The organism is Oryzisolibacter sp. LB2S (assembly GCF_040732315.1).
In the GTDB taxonomy this organism is placed as follows: domain Bacteria; phylum Pseudomonadota; class Gammaproteobacteria; order Burkholderiales; family Burkholderiaceae_C; genus Alicycliphilus; species Alicycliphilus soli.
Genome location: NZ_CP160388.1, coordinates 3,005,144 through 3,022,896, shown reverse-complemented (window position 1 = coordinate 3,022,896; position 17,753 = coordinate 3,005,144). Strand labels below are relative to the sequence as shown.

Annotated in this window: 17 protein-coding genes; 9 read left to right on the top strand and 8 right to left on the bottom strand. The window is 68.4% G+C overall.

Annotated elements, in window-relative coordinates; translation table 11 throughout:
- Positions 1–372 precede the first annotated feature (372 nt).
- Entirely contained in the window at positions 373–1,398 is a 1,026-nt protein-coding gene (locus ABUE11_RS14255) for a LacI family DNA-binding transcriptional regulator (RefSeq protein ID WP_367065942.1), read from the bottom strand.
- A gap of 143 nt (positions 1,399–1,541) precedes the next feature.
- On the opposite strand from ABUE11_RS14255, the gene ABUE11_RS14250 reads away from it, so the two are divergent.
- From ABUE11_RS14250 to ABUE11_RS14220, 7 genes are all read left to right on the top strand, one after another.
- Complete coding sequence (locus ABUE11_RS14250; protein WP_367065940.1) at positions 1,542–2,528, top strand: tripartite tricarboxylate transporter substrate binding protein; 987 nt, start codon at positions 1,542–1,544, stop codon at positions 2,526–2,528.
- Positions 2,525–3,355 carry an HpcH/HpaI aldolase/citrate lyase family protein gene (locus ABUE11_RS14245; RefSeq protein ID WP_367065939.1) on the top strand — a complete coding sequence of 277 codons (831 nt, stop codon included), beginning with the start codon at positions 2,525–2,527 and terminating at the stop codon, positions 3,353–3,355. The genes ABUE11_RS14250 and ABUE11_RS14245 overlap by 4 nt, the downstream gene beginning before the upstream one ends.
- A 12-nt stretch (positions 3,356–3,367) precedes the next feature.
- A complete protein-coding gene (locus ABUE11_RS14240) occupies positions 3,368–4,792 on the top strand; it encodes an FAD-binding oxidoreductase (protein ID WP_367065937.1) in 1,425 nt (474 codons plus the stop codon).
- A gap of 152 nt (positions 4,793–4,944) precedes the next feature.
- The gene (gene araD / locus ABUE11_RS14235) at positions 4,945–6,672 is read left to right on the top strand and encodes an L-arabinonate dehydratase (RefSeq protein WP_367065936.1); all 1,728 of its coding nucleotides are present in this window, start codon (positions 4,945–4,947) and stop codon (positions 6,670–6,672) included.
- A 13-nt stretch (positions 6,673–6,685) separates the two neighbouring features.
- Positions 6,686–7,396, top strand: coding sequence for a ribonuclease activity regulator RraA (locus ABUE11_RS14230; RefSeq protein WP_367065935.1), 711 nt, complete (start codon positions 6,686–6,688; stop codon positions 7,394–7,396).
- A gap of 75 nt (positions 7,397–7,471) precedes the next feature.
- Positions 7,472–8,395, top strand: coding sequence for a tripartite tricarboxylate transporter substrate binding protein (locus ABUE11_RS14225; protein ID WP_367068827.1), 924 nt, complete (start codon positions 7,472–7,474; stop codon positions 8,393–8,395).
- Between the two features lie 165 nt (positions 8,396–8,560).
- The gene (locus ABUE11_RS14220; protein ID WP_367065933.1) at positions 8,561–8,887 is read left to right on the top strand and encodes an I78 family peptidase inhibitor; all 327 of its coding nucleotides are present in this window, start codon (positions 8,561–8,563) and stop codon (positions 8,885–8,887) included.
- 8 nt (positions 8,888–8,895) lie between these two features.
- On the opposite strand, the gene hemW is transcribed toward ABUE11_RS14220, so the two are convergent.
- The 5 genes from hemW to ABUE11_RS14195 form a co-directional block, all read right to left on the bottom strand.
- On the bottom strand, positions 8,896–10,116 hold the full coding sequence (gene hemW / locus ABUE11_RS14215; RefSeq protein WP_367065932.1) for a radical SAM family heme chaperone HemW: 1,221 nt from the start codon (positions 10,114–10,116) through the stop codon (positions 8,896–8,898).
- Positions 10,117–10,384: 268 nt separating this feature from the next.
- Positions 10,385–11,002 carry an RdgB/HAM1 family non-canonical purine NTP pyrophosphatase gene (gene rdgB, locus ABUE11_RS14210; protein ID WP_367065931.1) on the bottom strand — a complete coding sequence of 206 codons (618 nt, stop codon included), beginning with the start codon at positions 11,000–11,002 and terminating at the stop codon, positions 10,385–10,387.
- A gap of 45 nt (positions 11,003–11,047) precedes the next feature.
- On the bottom strand, positions 11,048–11,785 hold the full coding sequence (rph, locus tag ABUE11_RS14205; protein ID WP_367065929.1) for a ribonuclease PH: 738 nt from the start codon (positions 11,783–11,785) through the stop codon (positions 11,048–11,050).
- Positions 11,786–11,875: 90 nt separating this feature from the next.
- Positions 11,876–12,781: a PP2C family serine/threonine-protein phosphatase gene (locus ABUE11_RS14200; RefSeq protein ID WP_367065928.1), complete on the bottom strand. Its 906-nt coding sequence runs from the start codon at positions 12,779–12,781 to the stop codon at positions 11,876–11,878.
- Positions 12,778–13,791, bottom strand: coding sequence for a serine/threonine-protein kinase (locus tag ABUE11_RS14195; protein WP_367065927.1), 1,014 nt, complete (start codon positions 13,789–13,791; stop codon positions 12,778–12,780). Before ABUE11_RS14195 ends, ABUE11_RS14200 begins: the two co-directional genes overlap by 4 nt.
- 80 nt (positions 13,792–13,871) lie before the next feature.
- Between ABUE11_RS14195 and ABUE11_RS14190 the strand changes: the two genes are divergently transcribed.
- The gene (locus tag ABUE11_RS14190; protein WP_367065926.1) at positions 13,872–14,780 is read left to right on the top strand and encodes a YicC/YloC family endoribonuclease; all 909 of its coding nucleotides are present in this window, start codon (positions 13,872–13,874) and stop codon (positions 14,778–14,780) included.
- Positions 14,781–14,843: 63 nt separating this feature from the next.
- Here ABUE11_RS14190 and panC read toward each other — a convergent pair whose 3' ends face one another.
- Together panC and panB are read right to left on the bottom strand one after the other, a co-directional pair.
- On the bottom strand, positions 14,844–15,698 hold the full coding sequence (gene panC, locus ABUE11_RS14185; protein WP_367065925.1) for a pantoate--beta-alanine ligase: 855 nt from the start codon (positions 15,696–15,698) through the stop codon (positions 14,844–14,846).
- A 6-nt stretch (positions 15,699–15,704) separates the two neighbouring features.
- Positions 15,705–16,586: a 3-methyl-2-oxobutanoate hydroxymethyltransferase gene (gene panB, locus ABUE11_RS14180; protein WP_367065924.1), complete on the bottom strand. Its 882-nt coding sequence runs from the start codon at positions 16,584–16,586 to the stop codon at positions 15,705–15,707.
- Positions 16,587–16,863: 277 nt separating this feature from the next.
- On the opposite strand from panB, the gene nadC reads away from it, so the two are divergent.
- Positions 16,864–17,715, top strand: a complete 852-nt coding sequence (gene nadC, locus ABUE11_RS14175; protein ID WP_367065922.1) for a carboxylating nicotinate-nucleotide diphosphorylase — start codon at positions 16,864–16,866, stop codon at positions 17,713–17,715.
- Positions 17,716–17,753: the final 38 nt, after the last annotated feature.

The following is a 17,753-nucleotide window of genomic DNA, read 5'->3' as shown; positions in this document are numbered from 1 at the left end:
AAAGCGCGCTATTCAAAAAATAGCGCGCTTTTTTCTTGGTGACAGTCTGGTGATGTGAGGCAAAGGGGATGTTCATCGAGAAAATCAACTCGTAGCGGAGACAGTCCAGGCCGACGCCTACAACCCATCTTCGGGCGTCTACCGGATTCCGCATAGCTGGCGGCAATACGCATGAGCTTCCGGTCCGTTTCATGACACAGGAAGAAAGCGAACTATTTAGAAGGTAGTGAGCTTTGGTCTGGTGGCAGATGTTCATGCACCTCTGCGTTGCCGCTCTCGGGGCTTGCCCCCGCCTGGAAGGCGATGCCCGCCTCGCCGCGCCAAGGCGTTCTGATCTGGGCGGGATTCAGATGCTTAGGAGCGGTGCCGTTGTCACGGGCGGTGGCGTGTGCTGGCGCGGGCGATCACCTCAAAGCCGACATCATTCGCGGGTGCTGCTGGCGCGCCGTGCATGCGGGCGATCAGTGCTTCCGCGCCGAGGCGGCCGATGTAGGCACCGTCCACTTTCACGGTGGAAAGTGCGGGGATGGAGTCGACGGCCAGCGCCTGGTCGCCGAAGCCCAGCACGCCAAACTGCCGCGGAATCGCCAGTCCCAGTGCGTGGGCATGGGCAAGAACACCCTGCGCCAGCGCGTCCGAACTGCAGAAAACCGCGTCTGCATCGGGTGCCTGCATCCGAAGTGCGTCCAGGGCTTCTCGTCCCCGGCCCGCCTGGGGACTGCCCTCGGGAAAAACGATCTGTGCGGGCGTGGGCGCGCCGGCCTCGGCTGCGGCGCGCAGAAAGCCTTGCCCACGCCTCTGGGCGCGACTGTCGTCCGAGCGCAGGATGGCCGGTCGGCTGTAGCCGCAGGCCAGGAGGTGGCGCAGCGCGGCCCGGCCGGCATCCTCCTGGGAGAAGCCGATTGCCACGTCCAGCGGGTGCGGCGTGTAGTCCCACAGTTCCACCACGGGAATGTTGGCATTGAGCAGCAGGCGGCGCGTGCGCGCCGTGTGTTCGGTGCCCGTCAACACCACGCCATCGGGCCGGCGGCCGAGCATGGCCGCCAGCCAGGTCTCCTCGTGCTCGGGGTCATAGCGCGAGATTCCGAGCGTCGTCTCATAGCGCTCTGCGGCCAATGCGGTGATGAGCGCGTCCAGCATGTCCGAGAACAACGAATGTCCGATCGACGGCACGATCGCCGCCACCAGCCGGGTCTGCCGGGAGGTCAGACCTCCGGCCAATGAGTTGGGCACATAGCCCGACTGCTCGACCGCCTGCGCCACCCGGGCGCGTGTGGCCTCCGCCACCAGTTCGGGGCGGTGCAGGGCGCGCGAGGCCGTGATGGGGGAAACACCGGCCAGGCGGGCGAGGTCTTTCAGCGTCGGGGCGGAGGACGTGCGGGAGGGGCGGTTCGACATCTTGCCTCGGGATGATGAATGATTGCGTTGTCATGATAGCGATGATTCGCATCATCGACAGCAGATCGAATCCTGGTGTACCTCCGAATGGAGGCCTGGTCCCGGGCGTGAAATGCTTGCGCAATCATTTACTGGAGACCTCGATGCACAGACTCATTCTCGATCGACGCGCGGCCCTGTCCCTGGCGCTTGCCGCGGCGCTGACTCCGCTGGCGGCGCCCGCCCAGACGGCCTATCCGAACAAGCCCATCACGCTGGTGATCCCGTTCCCGCCGGGGGGGCAGACGGACGTGGTGGGGCGGCTGATTGGCGAGCGCCTGTCCAAGCGACTGGGGCAGTCGGTGATCGTGGACAACAAGCCAGGGGTCAATGGCTCGCTGGCGTCCGATGCCGTGGCACGCGCCAAGCCCGACGGCTACACCCTGGTCATCGGTGGGCCGGGTACGCATGCGATCAACCAGCTCGTGAACCCCAACGTCAAGTACGACGCCCGCAAGGACTTCACCCACATCGCCATGCTGGGCCGCGTGCCCATGCTGCTGCTGGCCTCGCCCACGCTCAAGGCCGGCACGGTGGCGGATGTGGTGGCACTGGCGAGGGCCAAGCCCGATGCCCTGAACATGGCGTTGACGGGCATAGGCTCGTCGAGCCACATGACGACCGAGCTGTTCAGGCAGGCAGCAGGCATCGGCTTCAACAACGTGCCGTACAAGGGCGATGCGCCCGCCATGACGGACGTGATGGGCGGACAGGCCGACCTTCTGTTCGTGCCCGCGACATCCTCCATCCCCTTCGCGCAGGCCGGAAAGCTGCGCGCACTGGCCGTGACGGGCGACAAGCGGCTGGCGGCGCTGCCCGGCGTGCCCACGATGTCGGAGGCGGGCCAGCCGCAGGTCATCAACTATTCGTGGACCAGTCTGGCCGGGCCCGCGGGCATGCCGGCCGAGATCGTGCAGCAGCTCAACCAGGCATGCCAGGCCATCCTGGCCGAGCCCGAGGTCGTTGCGCGGCTGGCCGCCATGAGCAACGAAACCACACCCGGCACTCCGGAGCAGGCGTCTGCCTTCATCGCCGCCGAGGTGGCGCGCTGGAGCGATGTGGTGAAAAAGGGAAACATTCAGGTCCAATGAGCATGCTGCCCATCAACCATTTCAAGCACGCCCTGCGTGCGGGTCGCACGCAGATCGGCCTTTGGTCCACCATCCCCTCGCCCTTTGTCTGCGAGCTGATCGGCGGTGCGGGTTACGACTGGGTGCTGCTGGACACCGAGCACACGCCCACCGATGTGCCGCTGATGCTGCAGCAGTTGCAGGCCGTGGCGGCCGCGCAGCCGGCGCCGGCTACGCTGCCCACGCATGCGGTGGTGCGGCCCGCATGGAACGACGCCGTGCTCATCAAGCGCTACCTGGACATCGGTGCGCAGACGTTGCTGCTGCCCTTCGTGCAGAACGCACAGGAGGCCCAGGCCGCCGTGCGCGCCATCCGCTATGCGCCCGAGGGCATACGCGGCATGGGAGGCTCGACGCGCGCATCCAACTTCGGGCGCACGGCCGACTACGCCGCGCGGGCCGCCGAGGAGCTGTGCCTGCTGGTGCAGGTGGAAACGGCCGAGGCACTGGAGCAGATCGAGGCGATTGCGGCCGTCGATGGCATCGACGGCATCTTCATCGGCCCGTCGGATCTGTCGGCCAGCCTCGGCTATCCCGGCCGTCCGCGCCACCCCGAGGTGAACCGCACCATCGACGATGCGATTCGCCGCATCCGCGCCAGCGGCAAGGCGCCCGGCATCCTGATGGTGGACGAGTCGCGCGCCCGCGAATGCCTGGAGCTGGGCGCACAGTTCGTCGCCGTGGCGCTGGACACCATCGTGCTGCGCGACGGTCTGGATGCGGCGGCCGCGCGCTTTCGTGGCCCGCCGACGGCCGCGGCGCAGGCGGCTGCCAGCAGCGGCTATTGAGGAGTGCGGCCCATGTCTTTCGATTCCCAAGCCTGGCTGGCCGAGGCGCGTGCGCTCATCGGCGAGGCCCATGTCCTGTCTGCCGATCGCGGCGACGATCTGTCCGCCTACACCCGGGACTGGCGCAACAAGTTCGAGGGCCCGGCGCTGGCAGTGCTGCGCCCGGCCAACACCGGCGAGGTGCAGGCCATCGTGCGCCTGGCCGCGCGCACCGGCGTGCACATCGTCCCCCAGGGCGGCAATACCGGCATGTGCGGCGCGTCGGTGCCCACGGCCAATGGCCCGCAGGCCATCCTGCAGCTCGGCCGGCTCAACCGCATCCTGGAGATCGACCCCGAGAACAACACGGCGACCGTGGAGGCGGGCTGCATCCTGCAGACCCTGCAGGAGCAGGCGGCCGCCGCCGGGCGGCTGTTTCCCCTGTCGCTGGGGGCCGAGGGCTCCTGCCAGATCGGCGGCAACATCGCCACCAATGCCGGCGGCGTGCAGGTGCTGCGCTACGGCAACATGCGCGACCTGGTGCTGGGCTTGGAGGTGGTGCTGCCGGATGGCGAGCGCCTGGACCTGCTGCGCGGCCTGCGCAAGGACAACACCGGCTACGACCTCAAGCAGCTCTTCATCGGCGCGGAGGGCACGCTGGGCATCATCACGGCGGCCACGGTCAAGCTGTTTCCGGCGCCCAGCGCCGAGGTTGTCGCCTTTGCCGGCGTGTTGTCGATCGCGCAGGCCGTGCGGCTGCTGGGCGCCATGCGTGGGCGGCTGGGCGAGCGCTTTGCCGCCTTCGAGCTGATTTCCGGCGAGGCGATCGCGCTGGTGCGCCGCTACTTCCCTGACACCCCGGCCCCGTTGGAGGGAGACTGGCCCTGGTATGTCCTGATGGAGGCCGCCGACGGTGACAGCGATGACGCCCTGCGCGAGGCGATGCAGGCCGCGTTGATGGCCTGCCTGGAGGAGGAATGTCTGGAGGATGTTGCCCTGGCCGGCAATCTGGCGCAGGGCCAGACGTTGTGGATGCTGCGCGAGAACATCACCCATGCCCAGCAGATGGATGGCGGCAACATCAAGCACGACATCGCGCTGCCGATCTCGCGCATCCCCGGCTTTGTCGAGCAGATGCTGCCGCGGCTGCTGCAGGCCTTCCCCGGCGCGCGGCCCATCGTCTACGGGCACCTGGGCGACGGCAATCTGCACTTCAACGTCAGCGCACCGGCCGGCATGCCACCCGCCACCTGGCAGCGCGAGACCGACGCCGTCAACCAGCTGATCCACGACGCCGTGGCGGCGCTGCGCGGCAGCATCAGCGCCGAGCACGGCATAGGCCAGCTCAAGCGCCACGAGATGCCCCTCTACAAGACGCCGGTCGAGCTCGAGGTGATGCGTCGCATCAAGCAGGCACTCGATCCGCGAGGCTTGATGAACCCGGGCAAGGTCTTGTAGATGACATCAAATCACTATTGTTGTTGTAGCTGTAGAGGCTTTATGCATAAGCCTTGGACTATGTTTCTATATAAATCAATGCGCGGTGGGGACTTCCCATTGCATGTGCTCCGTCCGGGTCCAGGCCCGGTCCGGCCGCAGGAGACGCTCCCATGAAACGCCCCTACGAAAGCCTGCGCAGCGCGCGCTGGTTCGCACCCGACGACTTTCGCTCCTTCGGCCACCGCTCGCGCGTGCTGCAGATGGGCTATGGCTACGAGGACTGGGTGGGCAAGCCCATCATTGCCATCGTCAACACCTGGAGCGACGCCAACCAGTGCCACATGCACTTCAAGCAGCGCGTCGAGGACGTCAAGCGCGGCGTGCTGCAGGCCGGCGGCTTTCCGCTGGAGCTGCCGGCCATCTCCCTGTCCGAGAGCATGGTCAAGCCCACCACCATGCTCTACCGCAACTTCCTGGCCATGGAGACCGAGGAGCTGCTGCGCAGCCATCCGGTGGACGGCGCGGTGCTGATGGGTGGCTGCGACAAGACCACACCGGGCCTGACCATGGGCGCGCTGTCCATGGGCATTCCCTTCATCTACCTGCCCGCCGGGCCCATGCTGCGCGGCAACTGGAAGGGCAAGGTGCTGGGCTCGGGCTCGGATGCCTTCAAGTACTGGGACGAGCGCCGCGCGGGCCGCCTGCCCGAGCAGGCCTGGCGCGAGATGGAGGCCGGCATTGCCCGCAGCCACGGCACCTGCATGACCATGGGCACGGCCGCCACCATGATGGGCATTGCCGAGGCCGTGGGCCTGACGCTGCCGGGCGCGAGCAGCATCCCCGCCGCCGACGCCAGCCATGTACGCATGAGTGCGGCCTGCGGCCGCCGCATCGTCGAGATGGTGTGGGACGACCTCACGCCCGCGAAGCTGCTCACGCGCGCCAACTTCGAAAACGGCATCGCCTGCGCCATGGCCATGGGCTGCTCCACCAACGCCATCATTCACCTGATCGCCATGTCGCGCCGTGCGGGCCACCCGGTCAGCCTGGCCGACTTCGACGCCGCCAGCCGCCGCGTGCCGGTGATTGCCAACATCCGGCCCAGCGGCGATGCCTATCTGATGGAGGACTTCTTCTACGCCGGCGGCCTGCGCGCCATGCTCGAGCGCATCCGCGGCCACCTGCAGACCGAGGCGCTCACGGTCAACGGCAAGACCCTCGGCGAGAACATCGCCGGCAGCGAGGTCTACAACGACGACGTGATCCGCCCGCTCGACCGGCCGATCTACGCCGAAGGCGCGCTTGCGGTACTCAAGGGCAACCTCGCGCCCGATGGCGTGGTCATCAAGCCCAGCGCCTGCGCGCCGCACCTGCTGCAGCACACGGGGCGCGCCCTGGTGTTCGACGACTATCCGGCGCTCAAGCGCGCGGTCGAGGATCCGGAGCTCGACGTTACCGGCGACGACATCCTGGTGCTGCGCAACGCCGGCCCGCTGGGCGCCGGCATGCCCGAATGGGGCATGCTGCCCATTCCCACCAAGCTGCTCAGGCAGGGCGTGACGGACATGCTGCGCCTGTCCGACGCGCGCATGAGCGGCACCAGCTACGGCGGTTGCCTGCTGCACTGCTCGCCCGAGGCGGCCATCGGCGGGCCGCTGGCGCTCGTGAAGACGGGCGACCGCATCACCGTGGACGTGCCGGCGCGCAGCATCCACCTCGAGGTCAGCGAGGAGGAGCTGGCCGCGCGCAAGGCCGCCTGGACGCCGCCGCCGCCGCGCTACGAGCGCGGCTACGGCTGGATGTTCGGGCGGCACATCCGGCAGGCCAACGAGGGCTGCGACTTCGACTTCCTGGAAACCAGCTTCGGCCGGCCCGTGCCGGAGCCCGACATCTTTTGACTGGAGGCACAGCATGAATCCCCAAACCCGCGCACAGCTGATGAAGGTCAGCACCGCCACCCTGTGTACCGCCCTGTTCAAGCGCGGCCTGCGCAACCAGACGATACAGGGTGTGCAGCCGCTCAACCCCGATCTGCCCAACATGGTGGGCGAGGCCTTCACGCTGCGCTACATGCCGGCGCGCGAGGACCGCAACGGCATTGCCGTGTTCCAGAACCGCGACCATCCGCAGCGCAAGGCGGTGGAGGAATGCCCGCGCGGCGCCGTGATGGTGATCGACAGCCGCAAGGACGCGCGCGCCGCCTCGGCCGGCGGCATCCTGCTGGCGCGCCTCATGCAGCGCGGCGTGGCCGGCGTGGTCACCGACGGCGGCTTTCGCGACAGCCCGGACATCGCCAGATACGCCATGCCCGCCTACCACTGCCGCCCCAGCGCCCCCACCAACCTGACGCTGCACGAGGCCATCGAGATCAACGGCCCCATAGGCTGCGGCGACGCGCCGGTGTTCCCGGGCGACGTGATCGTGGGCGATGCCGAGGGCGTGGTCGTGATCCCCGCCCATCTGGCCGACGAGATCGCCGCCGAGGCCACCGAGATGACCGTGTTCGAGGATTTCGTTCAGGAAAAGGTCATGGAGGGCCGCTCCATCCTGGGCCTGTACCCCCCCACGGACGAACAAAGCCGCGCCGACTTCGCCGCCTGGCGCAAGGCGTGCGGGCGCTGACCGCCAACCCCCATCCAAGGAGACACCATGAACCCTTTCGCCCATGCGGCGGCTGTTGCGCTGTTCGCGTGCAGCATGAGCGCCCAAGCCCAGGCCAACTACCCCAGCCAGCCCGTCAAATGGATCGTGCCCTATGCCCCCGGCGGCACCACCGACGTGATTGCGCGCAATCTCGCCACGCGCATGGGGACGGACCTGGGGCAGCCCGTTGTGGTCGACAACAGGCCGGGCGCGGCCACCATCATCGGAGCCACCCAGATCGCGCGCTCGGCCCCTGATGGTTACACCGTCGGAACGGCCGATTCGGGCACGCTGGCGTTCAACCCGGTGATGTACAAATCACTGACCTACAACGCCGACAAGGACTTCACGCTGATCGGCGGGCTGGGCAAGATGCCGCTGGTACTGGCCGTCACGCCCGGCTTTCCGGCCAGGAACGTGCAGGAGTTCCTGGCTCTTGTGAAGAAGTCCCCCGGCAGCATTTCCTTTGCCACGCCCGGCACCGGCTCGCCGCAGCATGTGGCGCTCGAGCTGTTCAAACAGCGCACGGGCACGGACCTGATGCATGTTCCCTACAAGGGCTCGGCCCCGGCGCTGCAGGACCTCATGGCCGGCCAGGTGCAGACCATGTTCACCGATCTGCCACCCAGCCTGTCGATGATCAAGAGTGGCAAGGTGCGCGTTCTGGCCGTCGCCACGCCACAGCGCCTGCCCCTGCTGCCCGATGTGCCCACGCTTGCCGAGGTCGGCATACCCGGCTTCGAGGCCTATGCGTGGCAGGGTTTCATCGGCCCGGCCCAGCTGTCTGAATCGGTGGTGAACAGGCTCAACAAGGATCTGGTGGCCGCGCTCCGGCATCCCGAGATGCGCGCCAGGCTGGAGGAACTGGGCATCGAGCCGATGCCCATGGCACCCGCCGAGTTCACAGCCTTCGTGCGTTCGGAGCAGAAGCTCTGGAGCGGTGTCATCAAGGCGGCCAATATCCAGTTGGACCAGTGACGAGTGGGCGGGCCGGAATGGAAGGCAGCAAGCGTACGCCCATGTCTCCCGCCCGCATCATGGGGCTGGTGTCCAGCGTCGCGGCGCCATGAGGGCGCGTTACCGATGCTGACGGCTGTCGTGCACGCTCTGGGCTAAGGTTTCGCCTTTTGCCTGGGAGTGGATATGCGGTATGGAGTGCATGCGGGTGCGTTGGTGGCCACGGCGGCCTTGGTGCTTGGCGGGTGTGCGCCGTGGGCGCCTGGGGGCGCAGCGCGGCCAGGGGATGCGGGCGCGGCGCCTGTGGGGGGGCAATGCGACGCGCAGGGCGCGCAATGGGCCCTGGGCAAGAGCGGCACGGCGCGCGTGGTGGAGGAGGCGCGCGTGCGCTCGGGCGCGCGCATGGCGCGCGTGATCTATCCGGGCCGGCCGGTGACGCTGGAGTTCAATGCCGAGCGCCTGAGCCTGGAGGTGGATGGCGGCGGCAAGGTGGTGGCCGTGCGCTGCGGCTGACCGGGTCTTCAGTCAGAGAGAAACAGCGCCTGCAGGTCGCTCAGGAAGTCAAAGCCGCGCTCGGTCGGGCGCACGCGTCCCATGTCGCGTGTGACAAGACCCTTCGCCTCGGCCTCCTGCAGACCCTTGGCGATGGCGGTGACGGCCAGGCCCGTGCGCTCGGTGAAGTCCTGCAGCGCAAAGCCCTCGCGCAGGCGCAGGGCGTTGAGCATGAATTCGAACGGCAGGTCGGCGCGGCGCACGTCCTCGTCCTGAGCGATGGCGCGGCCGGCCAGGGCGCCGGTCATGTAGAGCTGCGGGTCGCGCAGGCGCACCTGGCGCACGACGCGGTGGGCAAAGCTGAGCTTGCTGTGCGCGCCCGCGCCAATGCCCAGATAGTCGCCGAACTGCCAGTAGTTGCGGTTGTGCTGGCATTGGTGGCCGCCCCGCGCGTAGGCCGAGACCTCGTAGCGCGCCATGCCGGCGGCGCCCGTCATCTCCGTGATGCGGTCGAGCATGGCCCAGGCCTGGTCGTCCTCGGGCAGGGCCGGCGGATGCTTGGCGAAGTAGGTGTTGGGCTCTATCGTCAGGTGGTAGATGGACAGATGCGGCGGCGCGAACGCCAGCGCCTGGCGCATGTCCTCTTCCTGCTCGGCCGGCGTCTGGCCGGGCAGGGCGTACATGATGTCGAGGTTGAAGGTCTCAAACGCCTGCGCGGCCTCCTCGACGGCGGCCAGGGCCTGGGCACGGTCGTGCACGCGGCCCAGGGCCTTCAGGTGCCGGTCGTTGAAGCTCTGCACGCCCACCGACAGGCGCGTGACGCCCGCGCCGCGGTAGGCGCGAAAGCGCTCTTTCTCGAAGGTGCCGGGGTTGGCCTCGAGCGTGACCTCGCAGCCCGCCTCCAGCCGCAGGCGCGCACGGATGTCGCCCAGCAGCCGGTCTATGGACTCGGGCGAGAACAGGCTGGGCGTGCCGCCGCCGATGAAGATGGTCTGCACCGTGCGGCCCCAGATCAGGGGCAGGGCGGCCTCGAGGTCGGCCACCAGCGCGTCGAGGTAGCGCGCCTCGGGCAGCTCGCCGCGCGACTCGTGCGAGTTGAAGTCGCAGTACGGGCATTTGCGCAGGCACCAGGGCAGGTGCACGTAGAGCGACAGCGGCGGCAGGCTGGTCAGCTGCAGCAGGCCGGCGCGCATGTAGTGCTGCACGTCGCGCGGGGCGCTGCCCGATGTGGGGGTGATGGGGATGCTCATGGCGTCATCAAAACGGCTCAGGTGGCGATTCTTGTTGAAGGAGAAACCGCCGTCATCCCCGCGCAGGCGGGGATCCAGGTGCGCCACCCACGCTGTTGAATCCTGGCCGCAGTGGATCCCCGCCTGCGCGGGGATGACGGGCTCTGCGCAGATCGCGCTTTCTAGGAGGCTGTTTCTCTGGACTTAAAAACGATAGCTGCTCGCGCTTGATTCACAATGGTTTCAAGTGAAAATACCTCGAAATCACCGTGTGGCAAGCGCAGGCAGCTCACTTTTTTGTATCGCTGGCAAACCAGTGCGCGCGCATGAGCGCCAGCATCTGCGCCGCCGCCTGGCCGCGGTGGCTGTGGGCGTTCTTGACCTCGGTGGGCAGCTCGGCAAAGGTCTTGCCGAAGGCGGGCAGGATCATCACCGGGTCGAAGCCGAAGCCGCCCGTGCCGCGCGGCGCGGGGGCGATCTCGCCGGCCACGCGGCCCACGGCGATCAGCGGCTCGGGGTCCTGCGGGCTGCGCACGGCCACCAGGGTGCTGACCATGGCGGCGCTGCGGTCGTCCACGTCTTTCATCTGCTCGAGCAGCGCGCGCACGTTGTTGGCGTCGCTCTTCTCGTAGCCGAACTGGGTGGCGTAGTAGGCGGTCTGCACGCCCGGCAGGCCGCCGAAGGCCGCGACGCACAGGCCCGCGTCATCGGCCAGCGCGGGCAGGCCTGTGTGGGCGCTGGCAAAGCGCGCCTTGGCCAGTGCGTTCTCGACGAAGGTGTGAAACGGCTCCTCGGCCTCGCCCACGCCCAGATCGGCCTGGGCGATGAGCTCCACGCCCAGGGGCGCGAGCATGGCCTGCAGTTCGGCGAGCTTGCCGCGGTTGTTGGATGCGAGTACGAGTTTCATGGTCAAAATGGCCGTTTGCACTTGTGTATCAAGCGCAAGCAGCTATCAATTGCGGAGTGATTCCTGCTGCAGCCGCACGAGCTCGGCAATGCCCTTTTCGGCGAGGGCCAGCAGCCGGTCCATCTCGGCGCGCGAGAAGGCCGCGCCCTCGGCCGTGCCCTGCACCTCCACGAAATGGCCGGCGCCGGTCATGACGACGTTCATGTCGGTGTCGCAGGCCACGTCCTCGACATATTCCAGGTCCAGGAGCGGCTGGCCGTCCACGATGCCCACGGACACCGCGGCCACGGCGCCCGTGAGGGGCGAGGCGGCGATCTTGCCCGCGGCCAGCAGCGTGGCCACGGCGTCCTGGGCCGCGACCCAGGCGCCCGTGATGGCGGCCGTGCGCGTGCCGCCGTCGGCCTGGATGACGTCGCAGTCGATTTGAATCGTGCGCTCGCCAAGGGCCTTGAGGTCGAACACCGCGCGCAGGCTGCGGCCTATCAGGCGCTGGATCTCCTGTGTGCGCCCGCTCTGCTTGCCGCGCGCGGCCTCGCGGTCGCTGCGCTGGTGCGTGGCGCGCGGCAGCATGCCGTATTCGGCCGTCACCCAGCCCTCGCCGCTGCCGCGCTTGTGCGGCGGCACCTTTTCCTCGACCGAGGCCGTGCACAGCACGCGCGTGTTGCCGAACTCGATGAGCACCGAGCCCTCGGCGTGCATGGTGTAGTGGCGGGTGATACGTATGGGGCGCAGCTGGTCGGCGGCGCGGCCGCCGGGGCGGGTGGGGGTTGTGGTGGTTGTCATGTGGGCGTGGATTCAAGGGCTGGCAGGGCCGGGACGGCTGCCGGTGGCAAGGGTTGCAAAAGTGGCAAGCAGAAGGCGCGGCGGGGTGGACTACGACTTGCGCGCGGCCGTGCGCTTGATGGCCGCGTTGATCTCTGCGATCGAGCGCTCGATGGCCTCGTCGTCCAGATCGTCGACAAGGCCGTCGAGCGGGCCGGACTGGATGGTGGAGGCGAACACCTCGTCGTTGATGCTGTCCGTGGACACGCCGCTCTGCGATTCCTGCGCGGCGTTGGGCATCTCCCATTCCATGGCCACGGCGGTCACGTTGTCGCTGGCGTTGCCGGCATTGCGCAGGGCCGCCTCGACGAGATCTGGCACGGCATGCGCCACATCCTGGCGGTCGAGCTCGTGCGCGATCAGCTCGTCGCTGACCTGACTCCACAGGCCGTCGGAGCACAGCAGCATGCGATCGCCCTGTTCCAGCGGCAGCGCCGTGGTCTCGTCGAACAGCGGCTTGGTGGGCGAGCCCAGGCAGGAGAACAGCACGTTGCGGTTGACATTCTTGAGCCCCGGCGCGGCGACGTTGCGCAGCTCCTGATAGGAGTGGTCGCGCGTGCGCACGAGAATCCTGCCCTTGCGCACCAGGTACAGGCGCGAATCGCCGCAGTGGATGGCATGGGCGCAGCCGGCCTGCACCACGGCCAGGACCAGCGTGGTGCGCGGCGTGTCCAGCATGCCCTTGTCGTTGCCGTAGCGCAGGATCTGGCGGTGCGCGCCGAGCAGGGCGGCCGACAGAAACTCGGGCACGTTCTTCAGCGTGGGCCGGGCCTCGCGCTGGAACATGGAGGAGACCGTCTGTATCGCGATCTGCGCGGCGACCTCGCCGCGCGGGTGGCCGCCCATGCCGTCGGCGACCACGAACAATGCCGACTCGCGCGTGTAGCAATAGCCCATGCGGTCCTCGTTCTTCTCGCGCCCGCCGCGGCGGCTGAGCTGGAAGACGGAGAACTTCATTTGGAGCGCCCTGCGTTCGTCGTCTGACCGGGCTTGTGCAGGCTCTTCTTGGTCTCGGTCACGAGCGAATCGAGCTGCATGCGCATCTTCTCGGTCACGCTGAGCTTGGTGTAGCGGCGCTCGCCCTCGCGCGAGAGCTCCTTCTGCAGCGCAAAGACCGACTGCGGGCGCGACAGCGGATCCAGCGCCATGCACCATTCCACGACCTCGATGAGGTTGTCCGAGTAGATGCCGCGCAGCTTGCTCAGCGCCAGCGTCAGCCGGTCCTTCTCCTGGCGCTGCGGCGCCTCCGCGGGCGGAAAGCCCTGCATGCAGGCGTAGATGCAGGCGCCTATGGCGTAGATGTCGGTCCAGGGGCCCATCATCGCGTCGCGCCGGTACATCTCGGGCGCGGCAAAGCCGGGCGTGTACATGGGGCGTATGAAGTTGCCCTCCTTGGACAGCACCTCGCGCGCCGCGCCGAAGTCGATCATCACGGCGCGGTTGTCGTCGGTGATGAAGATGTTGGCTGGCTTGATGTCCAGGTGCAGCATCTTGTGCTGGTGCACGATGCGCAGCCCGCGCAGCACCTCGTCGAACAGCGAGCGGATCGTGGACTCGCGAAACACCTTCTGCGCCTTGAGCTCGCGCGCCGTGATGATGAAGTCCTGCAGGGACGCGCCCTCCAGGTGGTTCATCACCATGTAGACGGTCTCGTTCTCGCGGAAGAAGTTGAGCACGCTCACCACGGAGGGGTGCGAGATCTGCGCCAGCGAACGCCCCTCCTCGAAGAAGCTCTTGAGGCCCAGGCGGTACAGCGAGAGCTTTTCGGGCTGCACCTGGGGCAGCAGCTCGCCCGGTGCACGCGTGGCCAGCGACGCGGGCAGGTATTCCTTGATGGCCACCTGCTGGCCCTCGGCGTCCACGGCCAGATAGACCACGCCGAAACCGCCGGCCGCCAGTTTGCGCACCACGCGGTAGCCACCGATCATGGTGTTCGTGGGCAGAGGAGCGGGTTTGATCTTCGACATAGGCAGCAAGAGCGGACGCAGGCGCCAGTGGGAACCCGGATAATCGCCGGATTGCAAGCAACCAACCACCAAAGAGTCTCATGGCAGTTTACAGCATGACCGGATACGCCAGCCTGCAGCAAAGCGTGGGCGCAGCGGCCGAGGGCAGGCCCGGCAATGCTCGCCGCCTGGGCCTGGAAATACGCTCCGTCAACAGCCGCTTTCTCGACCTGTCGCTGCGACTGTCCGACGAGCTGCGCGCGCAGGAGCCCGCGCTGCGCGCCTTGGTCACGCAGCGCCTCAAGCGCGGCAAGGTCGAGGTGCGCGCCTTTGTGGACAGCGAGGAATCCTCCGCCCTGGCCGAGCCCACGCCCCGGCTGCTGCAGCGCCTTGAGGCCGTGCAGGAGGCCGTGCGCTCCTGGCTGCCCGAGGCCACCCCCCTGAGCGTGGCCGAGGCCCTGCGCCTGTGCGCGAATGCCGACGCGCCCGAGCAGGACTGGGGCGAGCCCGTGCAGGAGCTGGCGCGCCGCGCGCTCGACGACATGGTCGCGGCCCGCCTGCGCGAGGGCGAGCGCCTGGCCACCATGCTGCACGACCGGCTGCAGCAGCTGCGCGCGCTGGCGCAGCAGGCCGGCCCGCTGGTGCCGCAGCTCGTGGAGCAGCAGCGCCAGCGCTTCATGGAACGCTGGAAGGAAGCCATGCAGCTCGCCGAGGGCGCCACCGTCCCCGAGGCCGCACAGGACCGCGCGCTGACCGAGGCCACGGCCTTTGCCATCCGCATCGACGTGGCCGAGGAAATCACGCGCCTGCAGTCGCACCTGGACGAGATCGAGCGCCTGCTGAACAAGGGCGGCGAGGTCGGCAAGCGCCTGGACTTCCTGATTCAGGAGCTGCACCGCGAGGCCAACACCCTGGGCTCGAAGTCCGCGGCCATGGAGCTCACGCGCATCAGCGTGGACATGAAGGTGCTCATCGAGCAGATGCGCGAGCAGGTGCAGAACATCGAGTAGATCGGCACGTGCCCGCCGATCGGCGGGCACTCCACATCAAGCCACGGCCAGTCACGGCCGGTTCTAGAACTCCAGGTTGTCGATCAGGCGCGTGCCCCCGAGCCGCGCCGCGCCCAGCGCCACCAGCGTGCCGGCGGCGGCGTCGCCCGGCGTGGGCGGCTGCAGGTCGCTGCGCCGGCGCACGGTGAGGTAGTCGGGCGTCCAGCCCTGCTGGGTCAGTTGCGCCATGGCCTGCTGCTCCAGGTCAGGCAGCGGCGCCGCGCCCGGGGCCAGCGTGGCCTGGGCCAGTGCCTTGAGCGCCTGGGACAGCTGCACGGCCTGGGCGCGTTCGGCTTCGCTCAGGTAGCCGTTGCGCGAGCTCAGCGCCAGGCCGTCGGCGGCGCGCGCGGTGTCGCCGGCGACGATGTCCACGGGCAGGGCGAACTGCCGCACCATGTGGCGTATCACCATGAGCTGCTGGTAGTCCTTCTTGCCGAACACGGCCGTGCCGCCGCCGCTGGCGAAGAACACGGCCGAGAACAGCTTCATGACCACGGTGCACACGCCGGTGAAGAAGCCGGGGCGGAAATGCCCCTCCAGCATGTCGGCCAGCTGCGCGTCGGGCTGCACCTTGAAGGTCTGCGGCTCGGGGTACAGGTCGGTCTCGCGCGGCGCGAAGACGATGTCGCAGCCCGCGGCCTCCAGCCTGGCGCAGTCGGCGTCCCAGGTGCGCGGGTAGCTATCGAAATCCTCGTGTGGCAGAAACTGCAGGCGGTTCACGAAGATGCTCGTGACGAGCGTGTCGCCGAGCGGCCTTGCCTGGCGCACCAGGGCGATATGGCCGTCGTGCAGATTGCCCATGGTGGGCACAAAGGCCGGGCGGCCGGGGCGCGCGGCCAGGGCGGCGCGCAGTTCGGGAAGGGTGCGAGTGATTTGCATGAGAGGTCACCAGGCGTGCAGGCTGTCGTCGGGGAAGCTGCCGTTCTTCACGGCGCGCACATAGGCCTCCATGGCGCCCTTGACGCTGCCCGCGTCCTGCATGAAGTTGTGCACGAACTTTGCCATCTTGCCCAGGTTCACGCCGAGCATGTCGTGCATCACCAGCACCTGGCCGGCCGTGCCGCTGCCCGCGCCTATGCCTATGGTGTGGCAGTGCGCCAGCTCCTGTGTCAGGCTGGCCGACAGCTGCGCGGGCACCATCTCCAGCACCAGCATGGCGGCGCCCGCGTCCTGCAGCTCCAGGGCGTGGCGGCGCAGCTGCTGGGCGGCCTCGTCGTCCTTGCCCTGCACGCGGTAGCCGCCCAGGGCGTGCACCGTCTGCGGGGTCAGGCCCAGGTGGGCGCAGACGGGGATGCCGCGCTCGACGAGGAACTGCACCGTGGGCGCCGTCCAGCCGCCGCCCTCGAGCTTGACCATGTGCGCGCCCGCCTGCATCAGGCGGCTGGCGCTTCTGAGGGCCTGCTCGCGCGATTCGTGGTAGCTGCCGAAGGGCAGGTCGGCCACCACCCAGGCCGTGCCCTGCACGCGGCGCAGGCCGCGCGTCACGCTCTCGGTGTGGTAGGCCATGGTGTCCAGCGACACGCCCACGGTGCTCGGCAGACCCTGGCAGACCATGCCCAGCGAGTCGCCCACAAGTATGGTTTCCACCCCGGCCGCGTCGGCCACGGCGGCAAAGGTGGCGTCGTAGGCGGTGAGCATGGTGATCTTCTCGCCGGCCGCGCGCATCTGCGCCAGGCGCGGCAGGCTGATGGGGCGGCGCTGGGGCAGGGGAGAGGCGGGCGGTATCGTGCCGTAGGGCGTCCCGGGTGCGGTGTTGGCACTGGTCATGATCGGTCTTTCGTGGCGCGGGCTGAAAAATGCCGGGAGTCTAGGCGCATTCCCTGGCCGGTGTGGCCCATGGCCATGCACGCGATGGGCGTCATTGCCTGTGATGCTTTTCTTTTGATAGCTGCTTGCGCTTGATGGACGGGCACTGGGGCCGATTTTTGCTTGAAGCCATGCGTGCGTGCCATGCGCCCCCATGGGGATTTGCCCATGCGCATGAGGCACCCCCTGCCATGCGGCTATCCTTGGGCCCCCCGTACAGAACGACTGTGACCCCGTGATGACTCCCGATTCCATTGCCGCGCAGGTGCGCGAAGACGTGCAACGCGCGCTGCAAGAAGATGTGGGCAGCGGTGACCTGACCGCCGCCCTGGTGCCCCAAGGCCGCCGTGCGCGTGCGCGCATCCTGGCGCGCGAGTCCGCCGTGATCTGCGGCGCCCCCTGGGCCGAGGCCGCGCTGCGCGCGCTCGACCCCGATGTGCGCATCACCTGGCATGTGGCCGAGGGCCAGCGCTGCGCCGCCGACCAGGTGGTACTGGAGGCCGAGGGCGACGCGCGTGCGCTGCTGTCGGCCGAGCGCACGGCCATCAACTTTCTGCAGCTGCTCTCGGCCGTGGCCACCAAGACCGCCGTGTACGTGGCGGCCGTCCAGGGCACGCGCGCGCAGATCGTGGACACGCGCAAGACCATCCCCGGCCTGCGCCTGGCGCAGAAGTACGCCGTGCATGTGGGCGGCGGCGTGAACCACCGCATCGGCCTGCACGACGCCGTGCTGATCAAGGAAAACCACATCGCCGCCGCCGGCGGCGTGACCCCCGTGCTGCGCGCCACCGAGGCCGTGGCCGCGCGCGCCGCCTTCATCGAGATCGAGGTGGAGACCTTGGATCAGCTGCGCGAGGCGCTGGATGCGGGCGCCAGGATGGTGCTGCTGGACAACATGCCGCTGGCGCAGCTGCGCGAGGCCGTGCAGATCAACGCCGGGCGCGCCGTGCTGGAAATCTCCGGCGGCGTGACGCTCGAGAGCGTGCGCGCCCTTGCAGAAACCGGCGTGGACCGCATCTCCATTGGAGCGCTGACCAAGGACGTGAAGGCCACGGACTTTTCCATGCGCCTGGAGGAGATGGAGCACTGACAACACCCCCCTGAGGCGCTGCGCGCCTTCCCCCCGCT